Source organism: Castellaniella defragrans 65Phen (genome assembly GCF_000612685.1).
GTDB lineage: Bacteria > Pseudomonadota > Gammaproteobacteria > Burkholderiales > Burkholderiaceae_B > Castellaniella > Castellaniella defragrans.
In genome coordinates, this window is the sequence record NZ_HG916765.1 from 243,590 (window position 1) to 261,049 (window position 17,460).

Consider the following 17,460-nt stretch of genomic DNA (forward strand, 5'->3'; position numbering starts at 1 on the left):
AGACAAGACACCATGCATATCCGCACTCTGCCTGGAAAGGCTTTCAGGACGACGGCGCTGGCCGCCGTGATTTTCGCTGCGTCCGGCGCCACCGCGCTGGCGCAGGGCGACGCCGCCCGGCCCGCCGGCGAGGCCGTGCCGGGCACCCCTTCCGTCCAGGATCCCTGGCTCGCCCGGTGGCTGTCGGTGACGCCGGACCGCCGGCCGGCACCCCAGGTGCCGGGGAAGGATTACGGGATGGATCCGAACACGGGGGCGTTCGTCTTTCCCAAGGCGACGCCCGAGGCGCACGACGGCCAGCGCTTCCCGGGCGAACTGGACCACTGGGACCGGACGCTGCTCGCAAAGAATGTCGACGTGATCGCCTTCTATCCCGGCGTGGGCTCGCCCTTCCATGCCTGGAACAACGTGCTGGATTTCGAGGGCCGGCGCTACCTGTACATCCATGACCGCGATTACCTGCGCATCATGGACGTGACCGATCCGGCGCACGGCAAGGTGGTCTATTCAAAAGGGGCCGTCTGGGGGCCCAAGGGGCCGAGCGAGGACTGGGACGCGGCCGGCGTGAAGGACTACTGGGGGGGCATGACCATCGCCTGGAACAAGAAGCTGGGCAAGCCCATCCTGGTGGCTTCCTACGAGATCGGCCGCTACGGGCTGATGGAAGACAAGCTGAAAGAGCCGGAAAAAGTCGCCCGGCAGCGCAGCTACAACTCTCTGAAGGGCTTCAAGGTCTACGCGATGAACGGGCCGACGCCCGATGACTGGGAACTGCTGGCGACCCGCACCACCGACGTGGAGCGGCCCGACGCATCGGTCGGCCGGCAGCGGGGGTCCGGTTCGCTGGACGCGCCGGAATATTTCGGCGGCAAGTACATGATCCTGGCAGCGGCGCCCGACGACAGCTATGCGCTGACCGAGTATTCAAACTACCTGTATTCCCCTGGCTACCAGGTCTGGGACATGTCCGATCCCGCCCATCCGGAATTCGTGTCGCAGATCACGGTCCCGGGGCAGAAGGTGGACGACCCGGCCAGCGTGTTTGAATACCTGAAGAATCCGCGCGCGGGCAACCGGACGTCGTGGATGGGCGCGCGCATGCCGCTGTTCCTGCCCAAGCCCCTCGAACAGGGCGGCAAGATCGGGTTCGGCGCCATGGGGGGCCTGGGGCTGTGGTCGTTCGACCTGAGCGATCCCGCACATCCGAAGATCCTCGGCAATTTCAATACGCCGCCGTCCTTCTCGGGCACGGAGTTCGACAACGCGGACGTCAGCCAGTACGAGCGCACGGGATACGTGCTGACCAGCGGCTACCCGCTGAATACGGACTGCAACGAGCCCTACAAGGATATCTGGGTGGTCGATGCCCGGGATCCGGCCCGCATGAAGGTGGCGGCGACCCTGCCGCGTCCCGTTCCGCCGGAAAACGCGCCCTACACCAGCTTCTGCCAGCGGGGTGGATCGTTCGGGCCCAAGCGCTCCAATTCCATCGGGCAGCCGGGCGCGTGGCGGCAGAAGATCGTGCCCTATTCCTTCTACAACGCCGGGGTCCAGCTGTTCGACGTGAGCGATCCCGCCCACCCCAGGATCGCGGGATATTTCGTGCCGCCGCTGGCGGACGAGACCGAGCTGCCGAGCTACACCCTGAGCCAGGGGGTGTTCGCCCTGTACACCGAATACGACCGCAACATCATGTGGGCGTTCACGGACAACGGCGCCTATGCCCTGTCCTCGCCCCTGCTGGGCGAGCCGGTGATGGGCATGCCCGCCCGGCCCTGGCCCGCGCGCTGACACGGCCTGAAACCAACGGCCGGACGAGCGCCTTCGGGCGGCGTCCGGCCGTTTTCCTTGCAAGGCTCCGGAGTACCTGCCTGAGTTATTCCATTATGGAATCGCATCAAGCGCTTTATTGATTAGAAAATAATCCCGACGCCCCTTACAGTGTCTCCATACGAGAACACCGGGCCCCCACGCCAGCCCTTCACGCTCCATCACCACACGAACCACACCAGAGACAAGCATCGTGGCCGAACTCATCACGCACTACATCGGCGGCCGTTTCGTCGAAAGCGCCCGGCGGTTTCCCAACATCAGTCCGGTGGACGGCGCCGTCGTCGGCGAAGTCTGCGAGGCCGGCGCCGGGGAGGTGGACCTCGCGGTGCAGGCCGCCCGGGCGGCGCTGCAAGGCGAGTGGGGGCGGTGCGGGCCGGTCGAACGCTCCGACTGGCTGCGCAGGCTGGCCGACGGCATCGAGCGGCGTTTCGACGCATTCGTCGAGGCCGAGGTGCGCGACACGGGCCGCACCGTGCGCCAGGCGCGCACCCTGGACGTGCCGCGCGCCATCGCCAATTTCCGCTTCTTCGCCGACCTGGTCCGCCAGGCCCACACGGAATGCTTCGAGACCGTGACGGCCGACGGCGGCCGGGCGCTGAACTACGTCGTGCGCAAGCCCCTGGGCGTGGTGGTGGCGATCTCGCCCTGGAACCTGCCCGTCCTGCTGTTCAGCTGGAAGGTCGCGCCGGCCCTGGCGCTGGGCAACGCGGTGGTGGCCAAGCCCTCCGAGGAAACGCCGTCCTCCGCCTTCCTGCTGGCGCAGGTGGCGCACGACATCGGCTTTCCCGCGGGCGCCTTCAACGTGCTGCAGGGCTTCGGCGGCCAATCCGCCGGCCAGGCCATGATCAGCCATCCGGACATCGACGCCGTGACCTTCACCGGGGCCTCGGCCACCGGGGCGCACATCATGAAGACCGTGGCCGACGCGGTGAAGGACGTGTCCTTCGAGCTGGGCGGCAAGAACGCCGCCATCGTGTTCGAGGACGCGGACTTCGACGCCGCCGTGGACGGGGTCGTGAAGTCCTCCTTCACCAACTCCGGCCAGGTCTGCCTGTGCAGCGAGCGGGTGCTGGTGCAGCGGCCGATCTTCGACCGCTTCGTGGCGGCGCTCAAGGCGCGCACCGAGGCGCTGGTGCTGGGGCGTCCGGACGATCCGGCCGCCGACATCGGCCCCATGATCTCGCGGAAGCACCAGGCCAAGGTCCTGTCCTATTTCCAACTGGCGCGCGAGGAAGGCGCCACCGTGGTGACCGGAGGCGAGACGCCGGTGTTCGGCGATGCGCGCGACCAGGGGTTCTGGGTCCGGCCGACCGTCTGGACCGGCCTGCCCGACGACGCCCGCTGCCTGCGCGAGGAGATCTTCGGGCCGGTCTGCCACGTGGCGCCCTTCGACACGGAGGACGAGGCCGTCGCCCGCGCCAACGATTCCGACTACGGCCTGGCCACCGCGATCTGGACGCGCGACCTGTCGCGCGCGCACCGGGTGTCGCCGCGCATGCGCAGCGGCCTGGTCTGGGTCAACACCTGGTACCTGCGCGACCTGCGCACCCCCTTCGGCGGCGTGCGCCGCTCCGGCATCGGCCGCGAGGGCGGGCGCCATTCCCTGGATTTCTATTCCGAGATCACCAACATCTGCGTCAAGATCTGAGCCGTTCCGCACGCCGGACGGGACTCGCACGAAGGACCACAGGAGACCGCATCCCATGAACCCAGCATCCGCCAAGGTCGTCACCGGCAAGGCCACGCCGCGGGGGAAGTTCCCGCACGTCAGGCGCGCGGGCGACTTCCTGTTCGTCTCGGGGACCAGCTCGCGTCGCGCCGACAACACCCTGGCCGGCGTCGAGACCATCGATGCCATGGGGGCCGTGCGCATGGACATCCGGGCGCAGACCCGCGCCGTGATCGAGAACATCCGCGACATCCTGGCCAGCGTCGGCGCCGGCCTGGAGGACGTGGTGGAGATCAGCGCCTACCTGGTCGATATGGGGGACTTCGCCGGCTACAACGAGGTCTACGGGGAATATTTCGGCTTCGATGGCCCGGCGCGCACCACGGTCGCCGTCCATCAGCTGCCGCACCCGCACCTGCGCATCGAGATCAAGGCCATCGCCTACAGGCCGCCGGCCGCCTGACACCGGGCCGGACACGACGACCGGCGCCCCCGACAGGCGCCGGCGCACCACGAGGAGACAGACATGGATGCGAAGTACGGCTTGCCCAAGAACCTGATGCAATGGGTGGACGACCACCGCGACCGGCTCAAGCCGCCGGTGTGCAACGCGGCGATCTTTCCCGACGGCAACTACATCATCAACATGGTCGGCGGCGGCAACCAGCGCACCGATTTCCACGACAACCCGACCGAGGAAATCTTCTACCAGCTGCGCGGCGAGGCGTTCCTGATCGTCTGGGACCGCGGCCGCTTCGAGCGCATCGACCTGAAGGAAGGCGACATCTTCCTGCAGCCGCCGCACCTGATCCATTCGCCGCAGCGCCCCGACCCCAACGGCCTGTGCCTGCTGATCGAGCTGCCCCGTCCCCAGGGCAGGCACGACAGCCTGCAGTGGTATTGCGCCCATTGCGGCACCGAGGTCTGGAAGGCCTCCAAGCAGCTGGAAAGCCTGGTGGACGACCTGCCCAAGGTCTACGCCCAGTTCTACGCGCTGAAGGACGAGGAGCGCGTCTGCCCCGGCTGCGGCACCCAGCACCCGGGCAAGGACTATCGCATCTGGCACGAGCAGCTGCGGGATTCCAGCGTCCGGGATTTCTGAACGGGACACGGAACGAGACACACGAAGGCCACCGACATGATAGACATCCACGCGCACATCTTTCCGGAAATCTCGCGCGAGCAGGCCCGCGCGCTGGACCCCGTGCAGGCGCCCTGGCTGAAGATCACCGGCCGGGACGCGGGCATGATCATGAAGGGCGACAGCGAATTCCGCCCCGTCGAGCCGGTGCTGTGGGATCCGGAGCTGCGCGTGGCGGACATGGACCGCCTGGGCCTGGACGTGCAGGTCGTCAGCGCCACGCCGATCATGTTCGGCTACGCGCTGGACCCCGGCAAGGTGGCCGACTGGGCCGCCCGCATGAACGACCTGACCCTGGAATACTGCGCCGGCCATCCCGACCGCCTGAAGGCGCTGGCCCAGGTGCCCCTGCAGGACACCGAGCGGGCCTGCCGCGAGGCGTCCCGCGCCCAGGCGGCCGGCCACGTGGGCGTGCAGATCGGCAACCACGTCGGCGACCGCGACCTGGACGACGCGCAGCTGGTGGAATTCCTGCACCACTGCGCCGTGAGCGGCATCCCGGTGCTGGTCCATCCCTGGGACATGATGGGCGGCGGGCGGCGCATGCGCCAATGGATGCTGCCCTGGCTGGTGGCCATGCCGGCGGAAACGTCGCTGGGGATCCTGTCCCTGATCCTGTCGGGCGCCTTCGAGCGGCTGCCGCGCAGCCTGAAGCTGTGCTTCGCGCATGGCGGCGGCGCTTTCGCCTTCACCCTGGGCCGGGTCGACAACGCCTGGAAGTACCGCGACATCGTGCGCCAGGACTGCCCGAATCCGCCGTCTTCCTACTGCGACCGGTTCTCGGTGGATTCCGCCGTGTTCGATCCGCGCGCCCTGCGCCTGCTGGTGGACGTGATGGGCAGCGAGCGGGTGATGCTCGGCTCCGATTATCCCTATCCGCTGGGCGAACAGCGCATCGGCGCGCTGGTGGGCGAGACCGCCCTGCTGGACGACGATGAAAAGCGCCGCATCCTGGCCGGGAACGCCCGGGCCTTCTTCAACCTTGCCTGAATCCAACCTTGCCTGGATTCGATCCTGACCGAATTCAATGCTGACCGAACGGAGCCGTACGAGATGGAAACCGCGCTGATCGAAGAACTGGGCGACGAGCTCTACACCGCCTGGGCCGAGCGCCGGATGGTCGAGCCGCTGAGCGCCCGCCACCCGGGCATGAGCGTCGAGCAGGCCTACCGCGTGCAGCAGCGCATGGTGGGCCGGCGCCTGGCGGCCGGCGCGCGCGTGGTGGGCAAGAAGATCGGCGTGACCAGCCAGGCGGTGATGGACATGCTGGGGGTCTACCAGCCGGACTTCGGCTACCTGCTCAGCGACATGGCGGTCGCCCCGGGCGAGGCGATCTCGATGGCGGGGCTGATCCAGCCCAAGGCCGAGGGCGAGATCGCCTTTTTGCTGAAGAGGGACCTGTGCGGGCCTGGGGTGACGGTGAGCGAGGTGCTGGCGGCCACCGAGGCGGTGATGGTGTGCTTCGAGATCGTCGATTCGCGCATCCGGGACTGGAAGATCCGGATCCAGGACACGGTGGCCGACAACGCCTCGTGCGGGGTGTTCGTGCTGGGCGACCGGCTGGTCAGCCCGCGCGGTCTGGACCTGCGCACCTGCGGCATGGTGTTCGAGAAGAACGGCGAGCTGCTGGGCACGGGGGCGGGGGCGGCGGCGCTGGGCCATCCGGCCAACGCGGTGGCGTGGCTGGCCAATGCGCTGGGGGCGCTGGGGGTGGGGCTGGAGGCGGGCGAGATCGTCCTGTCCGGTGCGCTGGCGGCGATGACGCCGGTCGTTGCGGGCGACAGCCTGCAGGTCTCGATCGGGGGCATCGGCGCCTGCGGCGTGCGCTTCGTCGCCTGAGACTGAAGAAAGAAGGGCGGACGCGGGCAAGACGGGACCGGTGCAAGGAGAAAGGACGATGACAGAGATGAACCGAGGCGGGACGGACATGGGCGAAACGAACACGGGCGGGACGAACCCGGACGGGATGGACCTGGACGCGCCGAGCCTGGATGCGGCGACCATCGAGGCGCTGGCCGAGCGCCTGGAGGACTGCGAGCTGCAGGCGCGCGACACGCCCAAGATCACGCTGGATCATCCGCGGATGAACTGGGCCGACGCCTACGCGGTGCAGGAGGCGATCCGGCGGCGCAAGGTGGGGCGCGGGGCGCGGATCGTGGGGCTGAAGGCGGGGCTGACCTCGTTTGCGAAGATGCGCCAGATGGGGGTGGACAGCCCGATCTTCGGGTTTCTGACCGATGGGTTCGTGGTGCCCGACGGGGGGCGGTGCCGGCATGCGGAGCTGATCCACCCGAAGGTGGAGCCCGAGCTGGTGTTCGTGACCAAGGCGGCGCTGGCCGGCCCGGGCTGCACGATTGCCGAGGTGCTGGCGGCGACGGACTTCGTGCTGGCGGGCATCGAGGTGATCGACAGCCGCTACCGCGACTTCAAGTTCGACTTGAAGAGCGTGGTGGCGGACAACTGCTCGTCGAGCCGGTTCGTGGTGGGCGGAATCATGCGCGATGCGCGCGAGCTGGACCTGCGCACGACGGGGGTGGTGCTGGAGAAGAACGGCGAGGTGGTGGCGCTGGGGGCGGGGGCGGCGGTGCTGGGGCACCCGGCCAACGCGGTGGCGATGCTGGCCGATCACCTGGGGCGGCGCGGGCAGGCGATCCCGGCGGGCACGCTGATCCTGACGGGCGGGCTGACCGAGGCGGTGGCCGTGCAGCCGGGCGACCACGTGGCCCTGCATGCGCAAGGCATGGGTTGCACCTCGCTGACTTTCGTGTAAGATCGGTAATACTTTAAAACTAAACTATTAATCCTGCAGGAGACAAACCATGGCATTTCGCACAACCTTGCTGACGACCGCCCTGACTCTGTCGCTGGGGCTGACCGCCGGATCGGCGCAGGCCGAGGTCAAGATCGGCTTCCTGGCCACCTTGTCCGGCTCCGGGGCGGCCCTGGGCCAGGACATGGTCGACGGCTTCAACCTGGCGCTGGAGCAGAACGGCGGCAAGCTGGGCGGCCAGGACATCGTTTTCCTGAAGGAAGACGACCAGCTCAAGCCCGACGTGGGCGTCCAGGCGGTCCAGAAATTCATCGAGAAGGACAAGGTGGACCTGGTGGCCGGGGTGACGTTCTCCAACGTCATGATGGCGATCGCCAAGCCCATGGCCGACGCCGACGTGACCTTCGTCGGCTCCAACGCGGGCCCCGCGCCCCTGGCCGGCGGCCAGTGCAATCCGGGCTTCTTCTTCGCGTCCTGGCAGAACGACGGGCAGGCCGAGGTCATGGGCCAGTTCGCCACCGACCAGAAGTACAAGGACGTCTACATGATCACGCCCAACTACCAGTCGGGCCGCGATCAGGTGAAGGGCTTCACGCGCTTCTACAAGGGCCGCATTTCCGGCGAGGTCTACACCCAGCTGGGCCAGCAGGATTATTCGGCGGAGCTGCTGGCGCTGCAGGCCGCCAATCCGTCGGCCGTGTGGGTCTTCCTGCCGGGCGGCATGGGCGTGAACTTCGTCAAGCAGTACAAGCAGTTCGGCCTGATGGGCAAGATCCCGCTGCTGACGGTGTCCACCGTGGACGGCAGCACCCTGCCGGCCCTGGGCGATGCGGCCCTGGGCGCCTATGCCGGCACGTTCTGGGGGCCCGACTTCAAGAACCCCGTCAGCGAGGCCTTCGTCGCCGCCTTCGAGCAGAAGTACAAGCGCATCCCCTCGCAGTACGCCGCCCAGTCCTACGACTCGGCGCTGCTGATCGACAGCGCCCTGAAGAAGACCGGCGGCAGCGTCGCCGACAAGAAGGCGCTGCGCGATGCATTGCGTGCGGCGGACTACGCGTCCCTGCGCGGGCCCTACAAGTTCAACGTCAACGGCTTCCCCATCGAGGACTTCTACGCCTTCGAGGTGGCCAAGGACGCGCAGGGCCGCGTGTCCCTGAAGACCATCGGCAAGCCCCTGTCGAACCATCCGGACGCCTATGTCGAGAAGTGCAAGTATTGACCCCGGGCCCGAGCCCGGGCGCGCGCCCCGCCATCGTTTGCGGCGGGGCCGGGCGCCCGCCCGCCGGGCCCTGACATCGAGCCCTGACCGACGGGCGGCACGCGCCGCCCGTCACGGAGGACGGACATGAGTCCGCAGCTGTTGTTCATGCAGGCCCTGAACGGCCTGCAGTACGGGATCCTGCTGTTCCTGCTGGCCGCCGGCCTGACGCTGGTCTTCGGCATCATGAGCTTCATCAACCTGGCGCATGGCGCGCTCTACATGATGGGGGCCTATTTCGCGGCCGCCGCCTTTCGCCATACGGACTCCTTTGCGCTGGCCATCCTGGCGGGCCTGGGGGGCGCCATGGCGCTGGGGGTGGCGCTGGACCGCTGCGGCTTCTCGCGCCTGTATCCCCGCGAACACCTGGACCAGGTGCTGGCCACCTTCGGGCTGATGCTGTTCTGCAACGAGGCGGTGCGCATGATCTGGGGCTCGGCGCCGATCTTCATGAGCCTGCCCGAGGCGCTCGGCAATACCGTCATGGTGCTGGGCACGCCCTATCCGCTGTACCGCCTGCTGATCATCCTGGCGGGCCTGCTGGTGGCCCTGGGCCTGTACCTGCTGATCGAGCGCACCCGCGTCGGCATGCTGATCCGCGCCGGCGCCAGCAATCGCGCCATGGTCGCGGCGCTGGGCGTGAACATCGGCTGGCTCAATACCTTCATCTTCGCCCTGGGGGCCGGCCTGGCGGGCCTGGGCGGCGCCCTGGTGGGGCCGATCCTGTCGGTGCAGCCCGGCATGGGCGACTCGATCCTCATCATGACGCTGGTGGTCATCGTGATCGGCGGCATCGGCTCGATCCGCGGCGCCTTCCTGGGCGCGCTGGTGGTCGGCCTGGTCGATACCCTGGGGCGCACGATCATGCCGGCGCTGCTGCGCCAGTCCCTCGAACAGGAACTGGCCAGCACGCTGGGGGCGGCGATCTCGTCGCTGGCGGTCTACGTGCTGATGGTGATCGTGCTGGCCGTCAAGCCCGAAGGCCTGTTTCCCGTGAAGAAACGCTGAGTCCCGCATGAAAATGGAATCCTCGATCTCGAACCCGAATGCGCCCGCGGCGCGCGCCCCCGCCGGCGGGTCCTGGCCGGCCGTGCTGACCGGCCTGATCTTCGTGCTGTTCCTGCTGGTGCCGGTGTACGCCAGCGTCGCGGACAGCGCCTACGCGCTGCTGCAGTTCAGCCGCATCCTGGTGTTCGCCCTGGCGGCCGTGGGCCTGAACCTGGCGCTGGGCTACGGCGGGCTGGTGAGCTTCGGCCACGCCATGTACATCGGCATCGGCGCCTATTGCGTCGCCATCGCCTCCCACTACGGCGCCGACAGCGGCGTCCTGCACCTGCTGCTGGTCGTGGCGGTGACGGCCCTGGTGGCCGCGCCCGTGGGCCTGATCGCCCTGCGCACGCACGGCATCGCCTTCATCATGATCACGCTGGCCCTGGCGCAGATGTTCTATTTCCTGGCGGTGGGGCTGAAGCAGTACGGCGGCGACGAAGGCCTGCCGATCCGCCAGCTCAGCCGTTTCGGGACGCTGACCGGCAGCCACCTGGGCCTGTACCTGGCCCTGCTGGCCTGCCTGGCCGCCAGCCTGCTGCTGCTGCGCCGCGTGATCCGCTCGCGCTTCGGCCTGATCCTGCGGGCCTCCAGCATGGACGCCCGGCGGGTGCGGGCGGTGGGCACCGCGCCGCTGGGCTACCGCCTGCTGGCCTACGTGCTGTCGGCCGAACTGTGCGCCCTGGCGGGCTTCTTCCTGGCCAACCTGACCGCCTTCGCCTCGCCCGCCTACATGGCGTGGACGGCCTCCGGCGAGCTCATCATCATGGTGCTGCTGGGCGGCGCCGGCACCCTGGTGGGGCCGGTGGTGGGCGCGGCCGGCTTCCTGCTGCTGGAGGAAGGCCTGAAGGGCCTGACCGACCACTGGATGATCGTCATGGGCCCGGTGATCGTGCTCATCGTGCTGTTCCTGCGCAACGGGCTCTGGGGCATGTTCGCCTCGCCCGGGGAGGGCCGCTGACATGCAGCCTCTGCTTTCGATACGCGGCCTGGTCAAGCGCTACGGCGGCCTGCTGGTCACCGACCACGTGGACCTGGACATCCTGCCCGGCGAGATCCACGCCGTCATCGGCCCCAACGGGGCCGGCAAGACCACGCTGATCAGCCAGATCATGGGCGAGATTCCCAGCGACGCCGGCACCATCAGCCTGGGCGGCCGGTCCATCGACGCGCTGGGCATGGCGCAGCGCGTGCGCGCCGGGATCGGGCGGTCCTACCAGATCACCTCGGTGATCCAGCGGTTCACCGTGCTGGAGAACGTGGTGCTGGCGGTCCAGGGCTGCCGCGGCCACGGCTTCCATTTCTGGACGCCGGCGGTGGAAACCCCCGGGCTGGCGGACCGCGCGGACGAGCTCATCGACCTGATGGGGCTGTCGGCCCGGCGCGAAACGCTCGCCATGTCGCTGTCCTACGGCCAGCAGCGCCAGCTGGAGATCGCCATGGCGCTGGCGGCGGAGCCCAAGGTGCTGCTGCTGGACGAGCCCATGGCCGGCATGGGGCACGGCGACACCGGCTCGGACATGATGGTGGACCTGCTGCGGCGCCTGAAGAGCCGCTACGGCATCCTGCTGATCGAGCACGACATGGACGCGGTGTTCTCCCTGGCCGACCGCATCAGCGTGCTGTTCTACGGCAAGGTCATCTGCTGCGGCGACGCGGACGCCATCCGCAACAGCCCCGAAGTCCGCGAGGCCTACCTGGGCGACGAGGAGGTGCCGGCATGAGCGGGCGCATGCGGAGCGTGTGCGGGAAGGAGGCCATATGCATGAGCATGAAGGGGGCCCTATGAGTACCTTGTTGAAAGTCGAGGGCCTGGTGTCCGGCTACGGGCGCAGCCAGGTGCTGTACGGCATGCGCCTGCAGATCGACGCGGGACAGTGCGTGACGCTGCTGGGCCGCAACGGCATGGGCAAGACCACCACCATCAAGAGCATCATGGGCATGCACCCGGTCTGGCAGGGGCAGGTGCAGTTCAACGGCGCGAAGATCCAGAACCTGCCCAGCCACCGGGTGGCGCAGCGCGGCGTCGGCCTGGTGCCGGAAGGCCGCCAGATCTTTCCCAACCTGTCGGTCGAGGAAAACCTGGTCGCCACGGCCGCGGACCGCCGCCGCAAGCGCAATCCCTGGACGCTCCGGCGCATCTACGAACTGTTTCCGCGCCTGCGCGAACGCGCCGGCAATTTCGGCAACCAGCTCTCGGGCGGGGAGCAGCAGATGCTGGCCATCGGCCGGGCGCTGATGACCAATCCGGAACTGCTCATCCTGGACGAGGCGACCGAAGGCCTGTCGCCCCTGGTGCGCCAGGAGATCTGGGCGGCGCTGGCGGTGCTGCGCCGCGAGGGCATGGCGATCCTGGTGATCGACAAGAACCTGGCGCCGCTGCTGCGGCTGGCGGACCGCCATTACATCGTGGAAAAGGGCCAGATCGTCTGGGAAGGCGATTCGGACGCGCTCGGGGCCGATCCGCAGGCCCGCCAGAAATACCTGGGCGCCTGAACAGCGGAAGGGGGAACGTCATCATGATCACTTTCGTGCGCCGGGTGCGCATGCGCAACGGCCACTTCGACGAAGCCCTGCGCCTGCTGCGCCAGCGGGTGGACTACCTGTGGGACCAGCATGGCCTGAAGCTGGAATTGAAGATCCGCTTCGGCGGCCCGGTGGGCGAGGTGGCCCTGGTGTCCCATCACCGGGACGCGGCCGAGCTGGAGCACCTGCGCCAGAAGCTGATGTTCGACGCCGGCTCGAACCAGCTGCTGCGCGCGCTGTCCGAGGTCACGCTGGCGGGCGAGACGCGCGACGAGATCTGGATGGATTGAACGCCCATCGAACGCCCGGCCGCACCGGGCGCACCGAACGTGGGCCGGGCGCTGGCCGCCGGGCGCCACGGCGCCGCCGCGGGCGGGACGCGGAACGCCCGGATCAGTCCAGCGCGGGAATCACGCCGGGCGCTTCCATCTGGACGACGTCGCAGTTCTCGCCCGGGCCGGCGCGGTCGATGATCAGGAAATCGGAGACGGCGTCCAGCCCCAGCAGCGGGTGGTGCCAGACGCCGCGCGCGTAGTTCACGCCCTGGTCGCCCCGGCACAGGAACACGCGCAGGTCGGCCACCGTGGGCCTGGACGCGGGATCGGCGACCACGACGAGGTACGGCCGCCCGGACAGCGGGATGAAGGCCTGGCTGGCCTTGGGGTGGCGCTCCATCATGGTGACGGTGAAGGGCAGCGCGCGCGGCAGGCCGCGGAAGATCGAGACGATGGCGCGGCCGTCCTCGCCCGGATCGATGCGGGCCAGGTCGTGGTAGCGCTCGGTGTTGCCTTCGTTGATGGTGAAGTGCCGGACCGAGTCGTCCGCCTGGATCACGTCGCCGAAGGGCGCGAAGGCTGCGCGCGTCAGGGGTTCGATGGTCAGGGACGTCAGCGTGGTGGCGGTCATGGGAGACTCCGTGAAAATCCCCGCGCCTCAGGCGGCGAAGCGGGCGTCGAGGCGGAAGCGCGCGATCTGGCCGATCTGGTCCAGGCAGGTCTGGAATTCGGCGTCCCGTTCATTGTGCAGCCGCTGCTCGATGGCGTCCATGATCTGGTGGCGGCTGCGGCCCTTGACGGCGATCACGAAGGGAAAGCCGAACCGCGCGCGGTAGGCGGCGTTCAGCTCGCGCAGGCGCCGCAGTTCCTCCGGGCTGCACTGGTCCAGGCCGGCGCCGCGCTGCTCGCTGGTCGAGTCGCTGGTCAGGGTGCCGGCGGCGGCTTCCTTGCCGGCGAGCTCCGGGTGAGCCGTGATGAGCGCGAGCTGTTCGGCCGGGTCGGCCTCGCGCACCACGCGCATCATGGCCTGATGCAGGGCCTGCACGTCGGCGAAGGGCCGCGCGGCCCAGGCGCGCTCCGGAATCCAGGGAGAGTGTTCAAAGATCGTACCGAGTTCCCGGGAAAATTCGGCCTGGGCCAGGGAGGATAGTTCGTTCAGGGTCATGACGGAAAAGGATGAATGCATCGTGATGGAAAGTCTAAGGGGTATCGTGCGTCAAATGAAGGGCGCGACACGGTATAAGTGGTATATGCTGTGCCGCATTCCCGGGGGGCGGGCGGAAGCCGGACGGCCCCCGACCGAATGGAGATCCCCACGATGTCGACACGACGCGGTAGCGAAACGCTGGATACGTACCTGCTGAAGGTGTTCAGCATCCTCATGGCCGAGCGCAGCGTGTCGCGCACGGCGCTCAAGCTCAACCAGTCCCAGCCCGCCATCAGCGTGGCGCTGAAGAACCTGCGCCAGATCCTGCAGGATCCGCTGCTGGTGCGCGAGAAGGGCGGCATGGTGCCGACCGACCGCGCGCTGGCGATCCTGGAACACGCCCGCACGGCGCTGAACTCCATCGATGCGATGCTGGAGGCCGGCGAGGCCTTCGAGCCCGAGAGCAGCCGCCAGGTCTTTCGCATCGGCTCGCCCGACTACCTGGCGCCGGCCTTCGCCGCGTCGGTGGTGGCGCGCTTCCGCCGCGAGGCGCCGCATGCGCGGCTGGTGCTGCATTCCCTGGGGCCGGACTTCGACTTCGAGCATTCGCTGGCCGAAGGCGAGCTGGACGTGGTGATCGGCAACTGGCCCGAGCCGCCGGACCGCATGCACCTGTCGGTACTGCTGGAAGACGAGATCGTGTGCATGGTGGCGGCCGACCATCCGCTGGCGCGGCGCGGCATGACGCTGGAGGACTACCGGCGCGTGCCGCACGTGGTGCCGACCCCGTATTCCATTTCCCAGCGCGGCATGATCGACACGGTGCTGACGTCCCTGCGCATCCAGCGCGAGGAATGCGTCGAGGCGCAGTCCTTCATGCTGGCGCCCTACCTGCTGCCGGGCACGGACCTGGTGTTCACCACCACGCGGCATTTCGCCCGCTACTACACGGAACTGCTGCCGCTGGCGGTGCTGGAATCGCCGATCGAGTTTCCGCCGATGCGGTTCTATCAGTTGTGGCATGCGCGCAATCATCATGCGCCCTCCCATCAATGGCTGCGTCACCTGCTGGGGGATTGCGGAAAAGGCGTGCTGGCGCGGGACGGCTGAGGCGTCCCGCGCGCCGGATCCGCCGGCCCGCCCGCGGCCGCGTGGCGCGGACCGGGGCGCAAGGCCGGCGCGGCGGCGGATCAGATGGCCCAGCCGCCCAGGTAGAACACCGCCAGGGCGACGGCGATGGCCAGGGTGCCGACGTTCAGCCGGCGCCATTCGCCGGCGAACAGGCGGCCGATCACCAGGGTGCAGAAGCCCAGCATGATGCCGGTGACGATGTTGCAGGTCAGCACGATGAACACGGCGCAGACCATGCCGGCCATGGTGTCCACGGTGTCGTCCAGGTGCAGCTTGCGCACGCCGCCCAGCATCAGCAGGCCCACGTACATCAGGGCCGGCGCGGTGGCGTAGGACGGCACCAGCGCCGCCAGCGGCGACAGGAAGATCAGCGCCAGGAAGCCCAGGCCGACGATGGTGGCCGTCAGGCCGGTCTTGCCGCCGGCCGCGGTGCCGGCCGCCGACTCGATGTAGGCCGCCGCCGGGGCGCCGCCCAGGCCGGCCGACACGATGGAGCTCACCGAGTCCGCCGTCAGGGCGCGGCCGCCGTTGATGATCTGGCCGTTCTCGTCCAGCTGGCCGGCCTGGCCGGCCACGGCGCGGATGGTGCCGGTGGCGTCGAACACGGCCGTCATGACCAGGGCGAGGACGCTGGGGATGACCAGCGCGTTGAGCGCGCCGCCGATGTCCATGGCGCCGATCAGCGAGTGCTCGCCGCCGAAGGCGGGCAGGGCGAACAGGCCCTTGAAGGTCACGGCCGGGTCCCAGATCAGGCCGAAGGCCGACAGCGCCAGGATGACCAGCAGGATGCCGCCGGGCACGCGCCGGCGCTCCAGGCCGAAGATCGCCGCCAGGCCCACGACCGACAGCAGGGCCGGCATGGCGCCGATCGCGCCCAGGGACACCGGCAGGCCGGGGCCGGGGTTCTTCACCACCAGCCCGACTTCGTTGGCGGCGATCAGCAGCAGGAACAGGCCGATGCCGATGCCGGTGCCGTGCGCGATGCCGGCCGGCAGGTTGCGCAGGATCCAGCTGCGCACGCCGGTGGCGGAGATGCCGGTGAAGATCACGCCCATCAGGAAAATCGCGCCCAGCGCCACGGCGGGCGACAGGCCCTGGCCCAGGACCAGGTCGAAGGCCGTGAAGGCCGTCAGCGAGATCGCGCAGCCCACGGCGATCGGCAGGTTGGCCCACAGGCCCATCAGCAGCGAACCGAAAGCGCTGGTGAGACAGACGGCGATGAAGACCGAGGACGTGTCGAAGCCCGCCTTGCCCAGCATCGCCGGGACGACGAACACGGAATAGACCATCGCCAGGAAGGTCGTCAGCCCGGCCAGGGTTTCCTGGCGCACGCTGGTGCCGCGGGCCGACAGCTGGAAGCGCCGTTCGAGCCAGGGCGTGGCGGATGCGGGGGTTGCGGGGGCGCCAAGCCCCGCCGACAAGGCGTGTTCCTGCTCGCTCATGGGCAGTGTCTCCTGGAATGTGGGCGCCTTCTGGTGGGGCGGGCGCTCGAGGGGTCCGGGCCTGTTTGAGCGGGAATCGGCGCGATGGCGGCGATCGCCGGGGGACAGGCTCCGGGCCATTCTAGGGACGTGGTTTCCGGCTGTGTGCGCGCCGTCCTGATGACGACTATCAAGCGCGGATGATGTCTTCTGGGGAGTCTCAGGGTTTGTCCGGATACCGCGCGGGCGGCTCCGGGCGGCATCCGTTCAGGGGGATTCCAGGCTGGCCTGCAGCATGGCGGCGACCTTGGCGATGCACTGGCGCAGCCAGACGACTTCCGGGGCGCTGTGACAACGGCGGTGCCACAGCAGGTAGAAGCGCATGGGCGGGAAGGGCAGGGGCGCGGGCAGGATGGTGATGGGCAGGTAGCGCACGTAGTGCTGCGCGAACTGCCGGCCGGTGGTGAAGATCAGGTCGGTGCGCAGCAGCATGCCGGCCACCTGGCCGAAATACGGGATGGTCATCTGGATGTTGCGCTTCAGGCCCTGCGAGGCCAGATGGCCGTCGATGAAGCTCTGGCGCGCCGTCACGTGGGGAAAGGGCGCCAGGTGCGGCAGTTCCAGGTAGTGCTTCAGGGTGAGCTCGCGGTGGGCAGCCGGGTTCTGGCTGCCGATCATACAGACCACCTCGTCGTCGAACAGCCGCGCCATGTGCATCTGCGGCGGCGGTTCGAGCCAGTTGCCGATCACCACGTCCAGGCCGCCGTCCTCCAGGCCGCCCGCGTAGTCGTAATCGGCGTTGATCGGGTGTACGATGAATTTGGCGTGCGGCGCCTCGCGGCGCAGGATCTCGGCGATGTTCGGCAGGAACATCGCGTCCAGGTAGTCCGGCGCCCCCAGGTGGAATTCCCGCGTCGTGCGGGCCGGATCGAAGGCCCCCGGCGGCTGGGTGATGCGCTCGATGGCGTTCAGGGCCTCGTTGGCGTGCGCCAGCAGCTCCAGGCCGCGGGCGGTGGGCACCATGCCGGTCTTGCCGCGCACCAGGATCGGGTCGCCGGTGATGTCGCGCAGCCGGCGCAGCGAATTGCTCAGGGCAGGCTGAGACAGCCCCAGCTTGATGGCGGCGCGCGAGACGCTCTGCTCGGTCAGCAGGATCTGCAGGATGCGCAGCAGATGCGTGTCCATGGGTTCGCGGGTTCGTTGCATCGGCCTATTATTCACGGGCGTGCCGCGCCCGTCCAC

18 protein-coding genes are annotated in these 17,460 nt (G+C 68.7%); 14 read left to right on the plus strand and 4 right to left on the minus strand.

Annotated elements, in window-relative coordinates; translation table 11 throughout:
- Positions 1 to 12 precede the first annotated feature (12 nt).
- The 13 genes from BN940_RS01110 (at position 13) to BN940_RS01170 (ending at position 12,534) form a co-directional block, all read left to right on the plus strand.
- A complete protein-coding gene (locus BN940_RS01110; RefSeq protein ID WP_052355505.1) occupies positions 13 to 1,791 on the plus strand; it encodes an LVIVD repeat-containing protein in 1,779 nt (592 codons plus the stop codon).
- Between the two features lie 232 nt (positions 1,792 to 2,023).
- The gene (locus BN940_RS01115; protein ID WP_242404238.1) at positions 2,024 to 3,481 is read left to right on the plus strand and encodes a 2-hydroxymuconic semialdehyde dehydrogenase; all 1,458 of its coding nucleotides are present in this window, start codon (positions 2,024 to 2,026) and stop codon (positions 3,479 to 3,481) included.
- A gap of 55 nt (positions 3,482 to 3,536) precedes the next feature.
- The gene (locus tag BN940_RS01120; protein ID WP_043679222.1) at positions 3,537 to 3,965 is read left to right on the plus strand and encodes a RidA family protein; all 429 of its coding nucleotides are present in this window, start codon (positions 3,537 to 3,539) and stop codon (positions 3,963 to 3,965) included.
- Between the two features lie 63 nt (positions 3,966 to 4,028).
- Positions 4,029 to 4,604, plus strand: a complete 576-nt coding sequence (gene nbaC, locus BN940_RS01125) for a 3-hydroxyanthranilate 3,4-dioxygenase (RefSeq protein WP_043679225.1) — start codon at positions 4,029 to 4,031, stop codon at positions 4,602 to 4,604.
- 36 nt (positions 4,605 to 4,640) lie between these two features.
- On the plus strand, positions 4,641 to 5,633 hold the full coding sequence (locus tag BN940_RS01130; protein WP_043679228.1) for an amidohydrolase family protein: 993 nt from the start codon (positions 4,641 to 4,643) through the stop codon (positions 5,631 to 5,633).
- Between the two features lie 63 nt (positions 5,634 to 5,696).
- Positions 5,697 to 6,482, plus strand: a complete 786-nt coding sequence (dmpE, locus tag BN940_RS01135) for a 2-oxopent-4-enoate hydratase (RefSeq protein WP_043679230.1) — start codon at positions 5,697 to 5,699, stop codon at positions 6,480 to 6,482.
- Between the two features lie 127 nt (positions 6,483 to 6,609).
- Positions 6,610 to 7,413: a 2-oxo-3-hexenedioate decarboxylase gene (gene dmpH, locus BN940_RS01140; protein WP_043685413.1), complete on the plus strand. Its 804-nt coding sequence runs from the start codon at positions 6,610 to 6,612 to the stop codon at positions 7,411 to 7,413.
- 49 nt (positions 7,414 to 7,462) lie between these two features.
- Entirely contained in the window at positions 7,463 to 8,632 is a 1,170-nt protein-coding gene (locus tag BN940_RS01145) for an ABC transporter substrate-binding protein (protein WP_043679233.1), read from the plus strand.
- A gap of 126 nt (positions 8,633 to 8,758) precedes the next feature.
- Positions 8,759 to 9,679, plus strand: a complete 921-nt coding sequence (locus tag BN940_RS01150; protein ID WP_043679235.1) for a branched-chain amino acid ABC transporter permease — start codon at positions 8,759 to 8,761, stop codon at positions 9,677 to 9,679.
- Positions 9,680 to 9,686: 7 nt separating this feature from the next.
- The gene (locus BN940_RS01155) at positions 9,687 to 10,679 is read left to right on the plus strand and encodes a branched-chain amino acid ABC transporter permease (RefSeq protein ID WP_242404239.1); all 993 of its coding nucleotides are present in this window, start codon (positions 9,687 to 9,689) and stop codon (positions 10,677 to 10,679) included.
- Position 10,680: 1 nt separating this feature from the next.
- Entirely contained in the window at positions 10,681 to 11,442 is a 762-nt protein-coding gene (locus BN940_RS01160; RefSeq protein WP_043679237.1) for an ABC transporter ATP-binding protein, read from the plus strand.
- 61 nt (positions 11,443 to 11,503) lie between these two features.
- Positions 11,504 to 12,214, plus strand: coding sequence for an ABC transporter ATP-binding protein (locus BN940_RS01165; protein WP_043679240.1), 711 nt, complete (start codon positions 11,504 to 11,506; stop codon positions 12,212 to 12,214).
- 23 nt (positions 12,215 to 12,237) lie between these two features.
- Positions 12,238 to 12,534: a hypothetical protein gene (locus tag BN940_RS01170; protein ID WP_043679243.1), complete on the plus strand. Its 297-nt coding sequence runs from the start codon at positions 12,238 to 12,240 to the stop codon at positions 12,532 to 12,534.
- A 103-nt stretch (positions 12,535 to 12,637) separates the two neighbouring features.
- On the opposite strand, the gene BN940_RS01175 is transcribed toward BN940_RS01170, so the two are convergent.
- Both BN940_RS01175 and uraD read right to left on the minus strand, forming a co-directional pair.
- Positions 12,638 to 13,150 carry an ureidoglycolate lyase gene (locus tag BN940_RS01175; RefSeq protein ID WP_043679245.1) on the minus strand — a complete coding sequence of 171 codons (513 nt, stop codon included), beginning with the start codon at positions 13,148 to 13,150 and terminating at the stop codon, positions 12,638 to 12,640.
- A 27-nt stretch (positions 13,151 to 13,177) separates the two neighbouring features.
- Positions 13,178 to 13,684, minus strand: coding sequence for a 2-oxo-4-hydroxy-4-carboxy-5-ureidoimidazoline decarboxylase (uraD, locus tag BN940_RS01180; RefSeq protein ID WP_242404240.1), 507 nt, complete (start codon positions 13,682 to 13,684; stop codon positions 13,178 to 13,180).
- Positions 13,685 to 13,837: 153 nt separating this feature from the next.
- Here uraD and BN940_RS01185 point away from each other — a divergent pair, with 153 nt between their 5' ends.
- Positions 13,838 to 14,776 carry a LysR substrate-binding domain-containing protein gene (locus BN940_RS01185; protein WP_043685419.1) on the plus strand — a complete coding sequence of 313 codons (939 nt, stop codon included), beginning with the start codon at positions 13,838 to 13,840 and terminating at the stop codon, positions 14,774 to 14,776.
- Between the two features lie 80 nt (positions 14,777 to 14,856).
- On the opposite strand, the gene BN940_RS01190 is transcribed toward BN940_RS01185, so the two are convergent.
- Positions 14,857 to 16,239 (minus strand): NCS2 family permease, encoded by a 1,383-nt coding sequence (locus BN940_RS01190; RefSeq protein ID WP_043679251.1) that lies wholly within the window; start codon positions 16,237 to 16,239, stop codon positions 14,857 to 14,859.
- A 246-nt stretch (positions 16,240 to 16,485) separates the two neighbouring features.
- Positions 16,486 to 17,403 (minus strand): LysR family transcriptional regulator, encoded by a 918-nt coding sequence (locus BN940_RS01195; protein ID WP_409360332.1) that lies wholly within the window; start codon positions 17,401 to 17,403, stop codon positions 16,486 to 16,488.
- Positions 17,404 to 17,460 lie beyond the last annotated feature (57 nt).

Bases quoted from the DNA above. Each gene is read 5' to 3' on its own strand.
- BN940_RS01170 (WP_043679243.1), top strand. From the start codon at position 12,238: ATGATCACTTTCGTGCGCCGGGTGCGCATGCGCAACGGCCACTTCGAC.
- BN940_RS01145 (WP_043679233.1), top strand. From the start codon at position 7,463: ATGGCATTTCGCACAACCTTGCTGACGACCGCCCTGACTCTGTCGCTG.
- BN940_RS01190 (WP_043679251.1), bottom strand. From the start codon at position 16,239: ATGAGCGAGCAGGAACACGCCTTGTCGGCGGGGCTTGGCGCCCCCGCA.
- BN940_RS01120 (WP_043679222.1), top strand. From the start codon at position 3,537: ATGAACCCAGCATCCGCCAAGGTCGTCACCGGCAAGGCCACGCCGCGG.
- dmpH (WP_043685413.1), top strand. From the start codon at position 6,610: ATGGACCTGGACGCGCCGAGCCTGGATGCGGCGACCATCGAGGCGCTG.
- BN940_RS01160 (WP_043679237.1), top strand. From the start codon at position 10,681: ATGCAGCCTCTGCTTTCGATACGCGGCCTGGTCAAGCGCTACGGCGGC.
- BN940_RS01130 (WP_043679228.1), top strand. From the start codon at position 4,641: ATGATAGACATCCACGCGCACATCTTTCCGGAAATCTCGCGCGAGCAG.
- BN940_RS01175 (WP_043679245.1), bottom strand. From the start codon at position 13,150: ATGACCGCCACCACGCTGACGTCCCTGACCATCGAACCCCTGACGCGC.
- BN940_RS01110 (WP_052355505.1), top strand. From the start codon at position 13: ATGCATATCCGCACTCTGCCTGGAAAGGCTTTCAGGACGACGGCGCTG.
- BN940_RS01185 (WP_043685419.1), top strand. From the start codon at position 13,838: ATGTCGACACGACGCGGTAGCGAAACGCTGGATACGTACCTGCTGAAG.
- BN940_RS01165 (WP_043679240.1), top strand. From the start codon at position 11,504: ATGAGTACCTTGTTGAAAGTCGAGGGCCTGGTGTCCGGCTACGGGCGC.
- BN940_RS01150 (WP_043679235.1), top strand. From the start codon at position 8,759: ATGAGTCCGCAGCTGTTGTTCATGCAGGCCCTGAACGGCCTGCAGTAC.
- nbaC (WP_043679225.1), top strand. From the start codon at position 4,029: ATGGATGCGAAGTACGGCTTGCCCAAGAACCTGATGCAATGGGTGGAC.
- BN940_RS01195 (WP_409360332.1), bottom strand. From the start codon at position 17,403: ATGGACACGCATCTGCTGCGCATCCTGCAGATCCTGCTGACCGAGCAG.
- BN940_RS01155 (WP_242404239.1), top strand. From the start codon at position 9,687: ATGAAAATGGAATCCTCGATCTCGAACCCGAATGCGCCCGCGGCGCGC.
- dmpE (WP_043679230.1), top strand. From the start codon at position 5,697: ATGGAAACCGCGCTGATCGAAGAACTGGGCGACGAGCTCTACACCGCC.
- uraD (WP_242404240.1), bottom strand. From the start codon at position 13,684: ATGACCCTGAACGAACTATCCTCCCTGGCCCAGGCCGAATTTTCCCGG.